A 12,808-nucleotide genomic window follows, 5' to 3' on the forward strand; every position below is an offset into this window, starting at 1 on the left:
TGCCACGAACTGTTCGCCAACCGCCAGATGGTCATGCACCCAGCAGATGTGCAGCGTGCAAAAATCCAAGGGGCGACGCGGCGGGGTGGCGGCGCGCACACACACAGGCGCTGTGAGCTGCCTCATCGCGCGAACGTGAGGTCGCGCTCACGCTCCTCGGAGGCGCGCGAGCACCGCGCGCAGCGATCCGAGCTCCGCGTCCGCGCCGGTGAAGTCCGACGGCGCCGTCAGCGGCGACGGGACGACCCAGCACGTCAGGCCCGCGGCCTTGGCCGACCGGAGCCCGCGCTCGGAGTCCTCGATCACGAGGACATCGCGCGCCGCGAGCCCCAGCCGCTCGCAGGCGATCCGGTACGGCTCGGGATCCGGCTTGGCGCGCGCGTACTGATCGCGCGTGAGCGCGAACTCGAACCACCGCAGGAGGCCCGTCGCCGCGTGCGCTCGGTGGAACGGCTCGGGCTTGCTGCTCGTGACGATCGCCATGCGAAAGCGCGCGGCGAGCTCCGTGACGACCTCTCGCACGCCCGGCAACAGCGTGTCTCCGCCCGCGACGAGCTCGAGGTACCGGCGATCCCGCTCGTCGGCCAGCCGCCGCACGCCCGCCTCGTCGACCCCGCGAGCGCTGGCGAGGTGCCAGGCGCCGCGCGCCTCGACGAGGAACAGCTGGCGATAGTCGTCGATGGTGAGATCGACGCCGACCGACGCAATCGTCTCGCGCGTTGCCTGGAAGTAAAGCCCTTCGGTGTCGACGAGGACTCCATCGTTGTCCCAGAGGATGGCCTTGAACACGCCGGGCCTTCGTAGCGCCGCCCCTCGATGCCGGCAAGCGAGCCCGGCGGCAGCGGGCGCCACGCCTCGGCCTCTCACCGATCGGAAGGACGCGCGCACGCGAGCGCCACGCCGGCGCGATTCACGTCGTGGACGCCCGCGACGGCCACCCATCCGCCGGAACCAGCAAGGGTCCCAGCCGAGCGCATCGACGGTTTCCCTGCCGCCCTGCCTGTCGGTGGGAGAGGCAACCCGGAGACAAACCGACGAGGCGGCGAGACGAGGCGAGGCGAGGCGAGACGAGACGAGACGAGACCAGACGCGGAGAAGCGGAGACATAAGCGCTCGCGAGGGACAAAGTTCGTGACTGCGCCACCAGGGATGGTGCTAGCCTCGGTCAAGGCGGATAACACCAACGCATCCACCGAGGCGGTGCTCCCATGGGTGACAAATCTCCGAAGGCCAAAGAGCGACAGAAGAAGCAGGACACGGCGGAGAAGAACCAGAAGAAGGCAGCCGCGACCGCCAAGGCGTCGCCTGCTCCGGCCGCGCCCGCCAAGAAGGGCAAGTAGCCGGACCGAGCGGGGCCGCGCTCGGCGCGGCTCACACCCCGCTTCGACAGAGCTCCTCACCTCGCCTCTCCCGTGGCTCGGCGAGCGCGTCGCTCGGCGCCGGGCCACGGACGAGCCTGATTTCTTCCACCGCAGCATCTTCCTGGCGCGGCGGCCTCGCGCTAGAGAGGGCCGAGCCGTGCGACCCACCCCGCTCCAAGCCGTCGCGCCGCCGCTCGCCGCGCTCGTGATCCTGCTGGCGCTCTGGGAGGCGCTCGCCCGAGCGCTCAGCGTTCCTGCGTACCTCCTGCCGCCCCCTTCGGACGTGGCGCGGGCGGGCGCGGTGAACGCCGCCACCCTGCTCGCCGGCGCCGTCACGACGGCAAAGGCCGCGCTCGCGGGCTTCTTCCTCAGCGCCGCGGTCGGCGTGCTCGCCGCCATCGCGCTCGCCTCGTCGCGCCCGCTCGAGAGGGCGCTCTACCCCTATACCGTCTTCCTGCAGACCGTCCCGATCGTCGCCATCGCCCCGCTGCTCGTGCTCTGGTGCGGCCCCGGCCTGCGCGCGGTCGCGGTCTCCGCGTTCATCGTCTCCGTGTTCCCTGTCATCGCGAACACGCTCGCGGGCCTGCGCTCCGTCGAGCCCGCGCTGCGGGATCTCTTCCGGCTCTACGGGGCGGGCCGCTTCGCCACGCTCCGCAAGCTCGAGCTGCCCTCGGCGCTCCCCCACCTCGTGACGGGGCTCCGGATCGCGGCGGGCCTCGCCGTCATCGGCGCGATCGTCGGGGAGTTCGTCGCCGGCTTCTCGGAGGACGCCGCCGGCCTGGGCATCCTGGTCCTCTCCGCCTACCGCCAGCTGCGCACGGATCTGCTCTTCGCCGCCGTGCTGCTCGCCTCCGGGCTCGGCCTCGCGCTGTTCGGCGCCGTCGACCTCGCCGGCAGGCGGCTCTTGCGGCGCTGGCATCCTTCGGAGATCAATCGCTGATGCACTTCCCCGACAGCCGCCGGTTGTTCCTTCGACAGCTCGCACGCCTCGCCTCCCTCGCCGCCGTCCCCCTCCTCGCCCCCGCCTGCTCGCGCTCGCAGGCGCCGGAGGGCGACGGGCGCGCCTCGTCCGCGTCCCCGCAAGGCAGCGCGCCGGCCGCGCCTTCGCAGAGCGCGCCGGCCGCGCCCGCCGCGCCTGCCCAGAACGCGCCGGCCGCGAAGGTGAAGCTCGCCCTCAACTGGGTCCCGGAGCCCGAGTTCGGGGGGTTCTACGCCGCGCGCGAGTCGGGCGCGTTCGCCAAGGAGGGGCTCGATGTCGAGATCCTCGGCGGCGGCGCCGGCGTGCCGGTCGTCCAGATGGTGGCCGGCGGGCAGGTGGATTTCGGCATCTCCGGCGCCGACGAGGTGCTCACCGCCCGCGCCCGCGGCGCGGACGTGCTCCCCCTCTTCGCCGTGTTCCAGACCTCGCCGCAGGCCATCATGACCCACGAGAGCCGCGGCGCGAAGAGCATCGCCGACATCCTCAAGTCGGGCACGCTCGCGATCGAGCCGGGGCTGCCTTACGCCGCGTACCTCAAGAAGAAGTACGGGTTCAACAAGGTGAAGGTCGTGCCGTACGACGGCGGCGTCGCCCGCTTCGTCGCCGACAAGGACTTCTCCCAGCAGTGCTTCATCACCGCCGAGCCGATCGCGGCCAAGCGCAAGGGGAGCGATCCCGCCGCGTTCCTGGTGGCCAGCGAGGGGTTCAACCCGTACGTCGTGGTCGTGATCACGCGCGCAGCCCTCTGGAAGGAGAACCCGGAGCGCGTCCGCGCGTTCGTCCGCGCGACGCGCGAGGGCTGGCGCACATACCTCCAGGATCCGACGCGGTCCAACGAGATCATGGCCAAGCTCAACACCTCGATGGACGCGGAGACCTTCGTCGCCGCGGCCGAGGCGCAGCGGCCGCTGATCGAGACCACCGAGACCAAGGAGAAGGGCCTCGGCGTGATGACCAGCGAGCGCTGGGAGACGCTCGCGAAGCAGCTCGTGGACCTCGGCGTGCTCGAGAAGGCGCCGCCGATCGACGAGGTGCTCGTCGCGACGCGCTGAGCGGCGCGACAGGCGCGCGGCGCGACGCGCGGCGAGAGATCTCGGCCCGCGACTTCGTCTAGAATGTCGCACGCCGCGCCTCGTGGCGCAGCCGCGCCTCAACGCAAGGGAAGAACGCCCTCCATGGCTTCCACGCATCGACCTCGGGCCAGCCGGCTCCCGTTCGCCTCGCTGCCCCTCGCGGCGGCGTACGTGCCTGCCGCCGTCGCCGTCGCCATCGCCTTTGCCGCGTGCGGCGACGAGTTCACGGTGCGCCCGCCCGACGCGTCGACGAGCTCGAGCACCGGCGGCGGGAGCGGCGGGAGCGGCGGCGGGTGTCCTGGAGGCGGCATGGTCTGCGGCGACGCATGCGTCGACCCGATGACGGACACGCGGCACTGCGGCGCCTGCGACGTCGCCTGCCCGACCATCGGCGGCGAGCCGACCTGCCAGGACGGGGTCTGCCAGTCGCCGGCGTGCGAGGAGAACCGCGGCAACTGCGACAAGGACCCCGAGAACGCCTGCGAGGTGGACCTGCTCACGAGCACCGCGCACTGCGGCAGGTGCGACAAGCCCTGCGGCGGCCAGTGCGTGCGGGGCGCCTGCGTCGTGCCCACGCACATCGCGGCCGGCACGGATTACACGTGCGCGGTGCTCAGCGACGGCTCGGTCTGGTGCTGGGGCAGGAACACCTGGGGCAACCTCGGCGACGGGACGCTGCAGCAGGATCGACCGATCCCGAGGCCGGTCACGGGCCTCAGCGGCGCCGCCAGGGTCGCGGCGAGCATCTCGTCCGGGCGCGCGCACACCTGCGCGGCGCTGACCGACGGCGCTGTGGCGTGCTGGGGCGCGGGCAACAGCGGTCAGCTCGGCGACGGCGAGGCGACGAACTCCCCTTCCCCCGTGCGCGCCAAGGAGCTCGCGGGCGCGACCCAGGTCGCCGTCGGCGGGACCCATACCTGCGCGGTGACGGCGTCGCACGAGCTCTATTGCTGGGGCGAGGGCAGCTCCGGCCAGCTGGGCTACGGCGACGAGGTCGATCGGGTCGAGCCCACCGTGATGCTGGACGGCGTGGACTCGGTGAGCGCCGGCCTCTCGCACACCTGCGCCGGCATGACCGAGCAGATGGGCGAGCGCAGGATGAACTGCTGGGGCCACAACGAGAGCGGCCAGCTCGGCCTCGGCAACTTCAACCAGCAGAACACCCCGCAGCCCGTGGCGGGCCTCACCAGCGTCGCGCTCACGGCCGCGGGCGCCTTGCACACGTGCGCCGCGCCGGCGGGCGGCGTGGCCTCCTGCTGGGGCAAGGGAGAGCAGTTCCGCCTCGGGACTGGCCTTGTGAACCCCGAGGCGATTCCGCGGAAGATCCCGGACCTCGTGGACGTGACCCGGATCTCGCTCGGCGCGAGGCACTCCGGCGCGGTGCTGGCGGGCGGCGAGGTGCTCCTGTGGGGCGACAACGCGAAGGGGCAGCTCGGCAACGGCACGCAGGATCCGGGGCTCCTTCCGGAGACGATCGGGCTGACCGACGTGGTCGAGCTGGCCCTCGGAGATGACCACAGCTGCGCGCTCAAGCGCACGGGCGAGATGCTCTGCTGGGGTGACAACAGGAACGGGGAGCTGGGCGACGGGACCGTCGAGCCCCGGCTCGTGCCGACGCGCGTCGCCTGGCCGACGCAGCCTTAGCGCGACGCCTCGACCGCGGGGCCCCCCCACGCGCCACAGGATGCCTTCGGGAGCATTCGGCAGCACTCACCAACACGCCACCAGGACGCGCTCTCCGCCCGTTGCACACATTCGTCGCCACGTGCACTACGTAATTAACGTCGACTAACGTGGACTGACGTGGACTGACGTGGATTGACGTGGACTGACGTGGACCGACGTGACCGCGCTGTGCAGTCAGGGCGCAAGCGCGCAACTACGCGGACACACATAGGAAACATGACGCGGGCGACGCGAGCGACGCGGGCGACGCGGTGCAGGTCAGCCGGGCAGCGGCCTCCCTGATATTTCATGAACCGAAGAATTTCGACTCGACAGCCAATCAGCTCAACCGCATATACTCCAGCTATCATGGCCGCATCGTCAGCCTGACGAAGCCAGGCACTTTGCACTTTGTCTTCTCGACGCGGCCTATTCCGACAACTCCGGTCCCGCAACCACGGACCCATGGAGGGAACATGCCGCATTCCGTCACGTCAAAATCATCGCACTCCAACGGAAAATGGTTGGCTTGCGGCGCGCTGTCGCTCCTCGCCGCGGTGTCGCCGCTGATCCCGGGTCCGGCGCTGGCGCAGGGGGGATGCTACGGCGAGATCAAGACGTTCGCGACGGTCCCGGCGGCTCCGGGGTTCCCCGAAGGCATCGCGGTCCATGGGAATCGGGTCTACGTCTCCGGCCCAGCGATGTTCGGCACCGCAGGTCAAGGCCCGTCGAAGATCGTCGTATTCGACAGGGACACCAAAATCCAGAAGAACACGATCGTCTTGGCGGGCGAGACGCTCGCCGACGAGCATGCGCTGAGCTGCATCGCCGTCGACGACGACGGCCGGGTCTACGCGCTCAGTACGCAGCTCGGCCTTCTGCGCTTCACGAAGACTGGACACGGATATGTCCAGGAGAGCTACGGCGATCCGCTGCCGGATCTGCCGCCGTGCGTGATGGCCGCGCCGGGAGAGGCGTGCTCGCCGGCGCTCTTCCCGACGCCGCCGCTGCCGAACGATATCGCCTTCGACGAGGAGGGTTACGCGTATGTGACCGACTCGCTGCAGGCGACGATCTTCCGCTACCCGCCCGGGGGGGGCGCGCCGGAGATCTGGTTCCAGAGCGCCGCCCTCGTCGGCAGCGGCGACGTGCCGATCGGCGTGAACGGGATCCGGCTCGATCCGGAGCGGGAGCACGTCTATTTCTCGGTGTCGTTCTCCCCTTCGGACACGAGCCTGGGGTCCATCTACCGGCTCCCCCTCGTCGAGGCCCCCGAAGAGGCCGATCTGGAGCTCGTCCACGACTACGACGCTGGCGAGGCGCCCGACGGGTTCGCGTTCGGCAAGTCGGGGAAGCTCTATGTCACGCTCGCGGCGGCCAACGCGATCTCGGTGCTGGACGAGGACGGGGTCGAGGAATCGCGCATCGAGAGCGCACCAGGGGACGAGATCCCCCTCGACGCCCCCGCCAACGTGGCCTTCAACGACCCGGCGCAGACGCTGCTCATCGTGAATCACGCGAGCTTCACCAGGAACCCCGCGCACTTCGGGGTGCTGAGGGTCTGGGTCGGCGACAAGGCCGATCCGCTCGAGAAGCCGTCGCTCCCCTGAGACGAGACCAGGGCTCCGGCCGGCGCCCTCGCCTCAGGCGAGGCCCCCGCGCCGGCGCACGATCCAGTGCGCGCCGAGCGCCGCGGCCGCCGCCAGCGTCCAGGCCCAGGGGGGCAGGAGCGGCGCGACGTGGCGCTCGGCCGCCACCTGCGTCGCGGCAGGCAGCGACAGCGAGCCGGCGCCCGACGGGAGCACCGACGCGCCGCCCGTCGCGCGGGCGATCTCCTCCAGGCGGGCGACGTCGGGGCGGGGATCGGCCCACTCGTCGCCGCCGCGCTCGCACGCGAAGTCGCGCCGCGTCGTCGCCCGCTTCTGGTCGCCTCCGTCGCCGACGGCGCCTTCCGGGACGATCTCCACCGTGGCCGAATAACCCCCGGGCTCGAGACGACCGGCGGCGAGCTCGACCGGCTCGCCGCCCTCGCCGATCGGCGCGGTCAACGTCTTCACGACCGCGCCGCTGCCGAGGCGCGCGATGGTCACCCTGGCCTCGCCGCGCTGCCCGGCGAGGGGGCGCAGCACGAGCGCCGTCTCCTCGCCCGCGAGGCATCCGCCGCGCGGCTCGATCGCGGCAGGCTCGAAGCGCGGATCGCGCATGAGCCAGCCGAGCAGGGCGTCCCAGAACGCGCCGTGCGCGCGGCCCGCGGAGCTCGAGGCGAACGCGCTGAAGAGCAGGCGGTGGCTGCCGTCGAGCGTCAGCGCGATCGTCCGGCCGCTCTCGTGCTCGCCCAGCGAGAGCACCGGCATCGGCGCGCCCGAGGCCGTCGTGCGGGTCGGGTGCGTCATCAGCACCGTCGCCCCGGGGAGCGGATCGCCGACGACGTTGGTCCCCGGCATCTCCGGCATCTCGTCGCCGATCAGCGCGAGCAGCGGCGCGAGCACCGGCGCCGCGCGGCCGGCGGCGGTGATGCGCGGCACGAAGGCGCCGAGATCCACCTTGGGCGCGCGGCCGATGTCGAGATCCACCGGCAGGACGCGGGCGAGCCGCGTGCGCGCATAGTTGCCCGACACGAAGGCGTTCGGGCCGCCCACCATGATGAGCCCGCCGCCCTTGTCGACATACTGGGCCAGGGCCGGGAGGTGCTTGGTCAGGCCGTACGGCGCGGCGTCGAAGTCCTGCAGGACGACCGCATCGAAGCTCGAGAGGTGGACGCTGAAGAGCTCGTCGACCGGGAACGGGATCAGCGCGAGCTCGTCCGACGACGCGTTCACCTCGTCGCCGGGCGTGCGCAGGATGAAGAAGGCCACGACGTCGACCGAGGCGTCGGCCTTGAGCCACATCCGGAGCGCGCGCACGTCGTACGTCGGCCGGCCCGCCACGTGGAGCACCCGGATGCGGTCGCGCGCGACGTCGAGCGTGATGTACCGGACGTCGTTCTCGGGGAGCTCGTCGCCGTCCGGCGCCTTGATCGACACCTCCAGGATGCGGGTGCCGGCGCGGTCGAGCGTCACGCCGAGCTCGACCGTGCCGACGCCGCCCTCGACGTGCGCCGTGCCCGTGGCGAGCGTCGTGGGCGCGCCCTGCTCGCGCAGCTCGCGGGCCACGACAGGGACGGCGTCGCACGCGAGGCCGCCGCTGCAGCCGATGTCGATGCGGAGCGAGAGCGGCTGGTGGGCGACCGCGGCGCCGGAGGTCCGGACCGCGCGGACGCCGGCGTCGCGCACGGACTCGGTCGCCACCGCGACCGTGTGCACCGGGACGTCGAGCCCCTCCAGCGCGGCCCGCGTCGCCGCGGCGGTGTCGTCGGGGCCCGGGCGGTCGAGCCGGCCATCGGAGACGACGACGAACGCCGACGGCCGCTCGTCGGCGGCGCGGGCGAGCGCCTCGAGCGCGGCGCTGAGATCCGAGCGGCGCTGCGGCCGGCCTCGCGCGGGCGACGCGGGCGCCGCGGCCGACCCGGAGGCGGCGGCCGGCGCCCCCGCGTCCCTGTCGGGCGCCGTCGCGGCGCCAGCGCTCCCGCCCGGCGCCGGCGCGGCGCCGCCGCCTTCGCCTGCCTGCCCGTCGGCCGGCAGCGGCGCCCCTTCGCCGAACACGTAGCGGGAGAGCCGGACGTCGGCGCGCTTCCCGAGCTCCTCGACCGCGCGCTCGGCGCTCTCGCGGCGGGTCCCCGCGACGCCCGGCAGGTCCATGGATCGGGAGCCGTCGACAAGCACCACGACCTTGGGGCCGACGAGGCTCCCGCGCGACGTGACCGCGACCGGGCGGAGGATGGCGGCGAGCAGGCCGAGCACGGCGAGCGCGCCCGTGAGCGCCGTGCCGAGCGCCGCGCGCGCGGGCGCCGCGCCCACCGCCCCGGCGGCGCGGCCGCGCGCGCGGACGAGCTCGAGCACGAGCAGGCCGAAGCTCAGGGCCGCGACGACGCAGGCGACGGCGACGATCGGCGACGAGAGGTCGCCCGAGGGCGCGAAGCTCCGGGTCACGGCCGCTCCGGGAGCGAGAGGAGCGCGGGAAGCGCGCGAGAAGAGGGAGCCCCGCTCGCTGCGCCGGCGTGGGAGAGCGACAGCGCGGGCAGCGAGTCGAGGGCGCGTGGCACGCGCGGAGCCTAGTACATCGGGGCGGAGTGTCCCAGCCCTGCGCCGTTGCTGCGACCTCTCGGGCAACCTCGAACAACACTGAGCCACCTTGAAACGCCGGGTACGCCGCGCGTAGGCTCGAACCCTCGTGACGATGCGCGAAGAGCTGGACGAGGCCGGGCGGCTCAGGGCAGAGAACGCAGCGCTGCGCGCGCGGGTCGAGGCGCTGGAGAAGGCGCTGGCGGAGCGCTCCAACGGTCATGCACAGAGCGCAGCCGCGCCGGAAGGCACGGCTGACGTGGAGGCCCTCGACGCGCTCGAGGGGCTGCCCACGGCGGTGCCGGCGGTGATCCAGTGGCGCCTGGACGGCGCGGTGACGTACTGGAACGACAGCGCCGAGCGCCTCTTCGGCTGGAGCGCGAGCGAGGCCGTCGGCCGCCGGCTGGCCGACCTCGTCGGCGCGGTCCCCGTGTCCACCGCCGCGGCGCGGGCGTTCGACTTCGCCCGGGAGGAGAGCCGCTTCGCCGCGACCACGAGCGAGTGCAGGACGAAAGGAGGTCACGCGTTCCTCTGCCGGTGGACCTACGCCGTGCTGCGCGACGGCCGAGGCGACGCGCACGAGATCGCGGCGCTCGTCGATGACATCAGCGACCGGCAGCGGAGGGAGAAGACGGTGCAGGGGCGATACCAGCTGCTCCTGCAGCTGGTGGACAACGCGCGCAGCTCCATCTTCGTCAAGGACACCGCGGGGCGCTACGTCCTCGCCAACCGGTTGCATGCGCAACTGATGCAGAGGCACGTCCTCGAGGTCATCGGCCGAGATGAGTTCGAGCTGGCCGCCGTGGACCCCGCGGCCACCGCGATGATCGTGGCGAAGGAGCGCGAGGTGATGACCGGCGGGCAGGTCATGCAGTTCGAGGAAGTGGTGCCCATAGGCGGCGCTCAACACCATTTCTTCACGGTCAAATTCCCGATCCACGACGAGCGCGGCGCGCCGATAGGCATGGGCGGCATCGTGACCGAGATCACCTCTCTGAAGCGCGCGGAGGCGGAGCGGGCCGCGCTGCAGGAGGAGATCATCTTCGCGCAGCAGACCGCCCTCCGGGAGCTGTCGACGCCGCTCATCCCGCTCGCCGACCGGGTGGTCGCGATGCCGCTCGTCGGGACGATCGACAGCGGGCGCGCGGAGCAGATCATGGAGACGTTGCTCTCCGGCATCAGTAGCCAGGGCGCCCACACGGCGATCCTGGACATCACGGGCGTGCGCGCCGTCGACACGCACGTCGCGGACGCGCTGACGCGCACCGCGCGCGCCGCCCAGCTGCTCGGCACCCGCGTGGTGCTCACCGGCGTCCGCCCGGAGGTGGCGCAGACGCTCGTCACGCTCGGCGTGGATCTCTCGGGGATCACGACGCTGAGCACGCTGCAGAGCGGCATCGCGCACGCCCTCCGCCACGCCAGACGGTAGCGGCGCGCGGCCAGACACCGGAGCTCCTGGCCGCTCAGCCCTCCTGCGTGAGGTACTGGAGGAGCGCGGCCTCATCGCTCGTGATCAGCCGCTCGATGCCGTCATCCCGCGCGAAGCGCTGGATCTGGAGCGCGCCGACGACGCTCTGCACGAGCACGCCGACCCGCCGGAAGCCCCGCAGCCAGTGCGGCCTCAGGCGCTTCATCGTCGCCTCGAACGACGGGTCGTTCCTGCCGGGGACGGCGCGGACGTCGACGAAGAGGGCGTGATGGGCGCGGCCCAGCCGGTCGAGGACGCGGATGAGCTCTCCCATCACGGCCTCGATCTCCTCCAGCGACGCGAACGGCCTGGAGCTGCGGACGGTCCAGACGACGCGCAGGGACGCGTCGAACAGCACGGTGAAATGGTCGTCCTGCCAGACCAGCTTCGGCGCAGCGGCGAGGCGACCCGAGGTCATCGCGCCTCACGGCCGCGCAGGCGCGGAGCGGGGTCGGTTGTCGTCGACGGCGCGGCGGCGCATCAGGAACGGCGCGTGCACCTGGTCGTCCTTGTAGTTCGAGCAGAGCACGTACATCGCGATGTTCACGGCCAGGCGGAACGCGCGCTCCCGCTGCGCCTCGCCCCCGGGCGTGACCTCGACGCTCGGACCCCCGCCCTCCGAGCGCGCCAGGGCGCCGGCGAGGTCGTGGTCGGAGAAGATCACCTGCGGCATGCCGCCGCGCACGATCGCGGAGAGCTTCGGCGGGCCCTCGACGCGGCCGACGGCGCGCGGGAGGAGATAGAAGGAGCGGAAGACGACGTTCTCCGTGCCGATCGGGATGGGAGAGCCCTCCGGCAGGACGCGGGCGAGCTCGCGCCGCGCGGCGCGGCCGAACGCGCCGCTGCCCGGGGCGAAGTCGTCGACGAGGAGCACGCCGCCGAGCGCGAGGAAGCGGCGCAGGCCGAAGACCTCGCGCTCGGTGAGCGGCGGGAGGTCGCCCTCGCCGCCCCAGAGCGCGAACGGCTCGGCGAGCAGCGCCGGGTCGTCGGCGCGGACCGTGGTCGGGTTGCGGCGCGCCGGCGCGCTCGTCCGCCGCTCCAGCTCGAACGACCAGCGCGCGGGGGCGGTGGCGCGCACCCCCTCCCATCGCGCGTCGCCCGTCAGCAGCGGCCGCGGGTTCCACGCCCCCTCCTCGCCGAAGGCGCGCACGGGGCGCGGCACCGCGAGGAGGAGCAGCGCGGAGACGAGCACCAGCGCCAGGACCGCGAGGCGCCGCGGCCGCACCGCGGCGCGGCGCGGCGGCTTTGCCGAAGCGGCGGGGCGCGAGGGCGGCGGCGCCGCCTCACCGCCCCGGCCGCGCGGCCGGCGAGCGCCGAGCCGGCCGAGCCATCGTCTCAATCGAAGTCCTCGACCCGCCATACGCCCGCCTCGCGCCGGAGCTTCACCTCGTGCCCACCCGGGATCTGCACCGTCGCGGAGTCGCCGGCAATCCGGACCTCGAGCCCCTCGGGCTGAGCGAGCCCCTCGACGAGCGAGCGGAGGTCGCTCTCGATGGCGGCGCGCGTGGCCGGCGTGAGGACGCGCAGCAGGCCGGCATAGCTGCGGCGCGCGAGGACGCGGCGGAGCTGCTCGAGGGCCTGCTCGGGGGTGCGGCCGCCCGCGGGAAGCGCGTCGGCGGCCGAGATCCGGAAGGCGCGCTCGCGCTCGTCGAGCTCGAGCGTCGCGATCTCGCCGTCCGGGTAGCGGACGCGGGCGCGGGTCTTGACCACGACCCCGGGCGCCGTGACGCTCCGCGCCTGCTCCGCGAGCTCGGCGCGCGCCTCGGCGACGCGCCGCCGCACCTCGTCGCGTGACATCGCGGTGCGGCTCTTGTCGCTCAGCATGCCGTAGATGGCGTCGGCGTCGCCGCGCGCCGCCGCGTCGGCGTAGACCTGCACCGCCTCCTTGGGATCGGGCAGCGAGGACGACGCGCAGGCGAGGCCGGACAGCGGCAAGAGCGACAGGAGCGGCAGCGGCAGCCGCGGCGGCAGCGACGGCAGCGACGATCGGAGCGATCGCGGCAAGAACAGCGCGAGCAGCGAGGTGAGGGCGCGCGGCACGGGACGAGCCTAGTACATCGGCGGCGGCGCGTCCCAGCGCCATGGACGAGCGCGGCGGCCTC

General features: G+C 73.0%; 11 protein-coding genes. 6 read left to right on the forward strand and 5 right to left on the reverse strand.

Translation table 11 applies throughout. The annotated features are described in order from the left end of the window. Positions 1-147: 147 nt before the first annotated feature. The gene (locus WME97_RS30085) at positions 148-789 is read right to left on the reverse strand and encodes an HAD family hydrolase (RefSeq protein ID WP_437542424.1); all 642 of its coding nucleotides are present in this window, start codon (positions 787-789) and stop codon (positions 148-150) included. A gap of 419 nt (positions 790-1,208) precedes the next feature. Between WME97_RS30085 and WME97_RS30090 the strand changes: the two genes are divergently transcribed. The 5 genes from WME97_RS30090 (at position 1,209) to WME97_RS30110 (ending at position 6,688) form a co-directional block, all read left to right on the forward strand. After that, the gene (locus tag WME97_RS30090) at positions 1,209-1,340 is read left to right on the forward strand and encodes a hypothetical protein (protein ID WP_269454198.1); all 132 of its coding nucleotides are present in this window, start codon (positions 1,209-1,211) and stop codon (positions 1,338-1,340) included. Between the two features lie 178 nt (positions 1,341-1,518). Next, positions 1,519-2,301 (forward strand): ABC transporter permease, encoded by a 783-nt coding sequence (locus WME97_RS30095; protein ID WP_437542425.1) that lies wholly within the window; start codon positions 1,519-1,521, stop codon positions 2,299-2,301. Continuing rightward, positions 2,301-3,392: an ABC transporter substrate-binding protein gene (locus tag WME97_RS30100; RefSeq protein ID WP_437542426.1), complete on the forward strand. Its 1,092-nt coding sequence runs from the start codon at positions 2,301-2,303 to the stop codon at positions 3,390-3,392. Before WME97_RS30095 ends, WME97_RS30100 begins: the two co-directional genes overlap by 1 nt. A 123-nt stretch (positions 3,393-3,515) precedes the next feature. Continuing rightward, positions 3,516-5,057 (forward strand): hypothetical protein, encoded by a 1,542-nt coding sequence (locus WME97_RS30105; protein WP_437542427.1) that lies wholly within the window; start codon positions 3,516-3,518, stop codon positions 5,055-5,057. Between the two features lie 497 nt (positions 5,058-5,554). Then, a complete protein-coding gene (locus tag WME97_RS30110) occupies positions 5,555-6,688 on the forward strand; it encodes an SMP-30/gluconolactonase/LRE family protein (RefSeq protein WP_437542428.1) in 1,134 nt (377 codons plus the stop codon). A gap of 33 nt (positions 6,689-6,721) precedes the next feature. Here WME97_RS30110 and WME97_RS30115 read toward each other — a convergent pair whose 3' ends face one another. Continuing rightward, on the reverse strand, positions 6,722-9,106 hold the full coding sequence (locus WME97_RS30115; protein WP_437542429.1) for a glutamine amidotransferase: 2,385 nt from the start codon (positions 9,104-9,106) through the stop codon (positions 6,722-6,724). Between the two features lie 247 nt (positions 9,107-9,353). Here WME97_RS30115 and WME97_RS30120 point away from each other — a divergent pair, with 247 nt between their 5' ends. Next, positions 9,354-10,667 carry a PAS domain-containing protein gene (locus tag WME97_RS30120; protein ID WP_437555525.1) on the forward strand — a complete coding sequence of 438 codons (1,314 nt, stop codon included), beginning with the start codon at positions 9,354-9,356 and terminating at the stop codon, positions 10,665-10,667. A 34-nt stretch (positions 10,668-10,701) separates the two neighbouring features. Here WME97_RS30120 and WME97_RS30125 read toward each other — a convergent pair whose 3' ends face one another. From WME97_RS30125 to WME97_RS30135, 3 genes are read right to left on the reverse strand one after another with little or no spacing between them, the layout of a single operon-like run. Continuing rightward, positions 10,702-11,124: a hypothetical protein gene (locus WME97_RS30125; protein WP_437542430.1), complete on the reverse strand. Its 423-nt coding sequence runs from the start codon at positions 11,122-11,124 to the stop codon at positions 10,702-10,704. A gap of 6 nt (positions 11,125-11,130) precedes the next feature. Beyond that, positions 11,131-12,045, reverse strand: coding sequence for a DUF4159 domain-containing protein (locus tag WME97_RS30130; RefSeq protein ID WP_437542431.1), 915 nt, complete (start codon positions 12,043-12,045; stop codon positions 11,131-11,133). After that, on the reverse strand, positions 12,042-12,746 hold the full coding sequence (locus tag WME97_RS30135; protein WP_437542432.1) for a hypothetical protein: 705 nt from the start codon (positions 12,744-12,746) through the stop codon (positions 12,042-12,044). Before WME97_RS30135 ends, WME97_RS30130 begins: the two co-directional genes overlap by 4 nt. Between the last annotated feature and the right edge of the window lie 62 nt (positions 12,747-12,808).

It is taken from the genome of Sorangium sp. So ce367, assembly GCF_051520455.1.
Lineage (GTDB): Bacteria > Myxococcota_A > Polyangia > Polyangiales > Polyangiaceae > Sorangium > Sorangium cellulosum_B.

Excerpts from the sequence above, each read along its gene's own strand:
- WME97_RS30090 (WP_269454198.1), top strand. The coding sequence starts at position 1,209 with ATGGGTGACAAATCTCCGAAGGCCAAAGAGCGACAGAAGAAGCAGGAC.
- WME97_RS30100 (WP_437542426.1), top strand. The coding sequence starts at position 2,301 with ATGCACTTCCCCGACAGCCGCCGGTTGTTCCTTCGACAGCTCGCACGC.
- WME97_RS30105 (WP_437542427.1), top strand. The coding sequence starts at position 3,516 with ATGGCTTCCACGCATCGACCTCGGGCCAGCCGGCTCCCGTTCGCCTCG.
- WME97_RS30110 (WP_437542428.1), top strand. The coding sequence starts at position 5,555 with ATGCCGCATTCCGTCACGTCAAAATCATCGCACTCCAACGGAAAATGG.
- WME97_RS30120 (WP_437555525.1), top strand. The coding sequence starts at position 9,354 with ATGCGCGAAGAGCTGGACGAGGCCGGGCGGCTCAGGGCAGAGAACGCA.
- WME97_RS30125 (WP_437542430.1), bottom strand. The coding sequence starts at position 11,124 with ATGACCTCGGGTCGCCTCGCCGCTGCGCCGAAGCTGGTCTGGCAGGAC.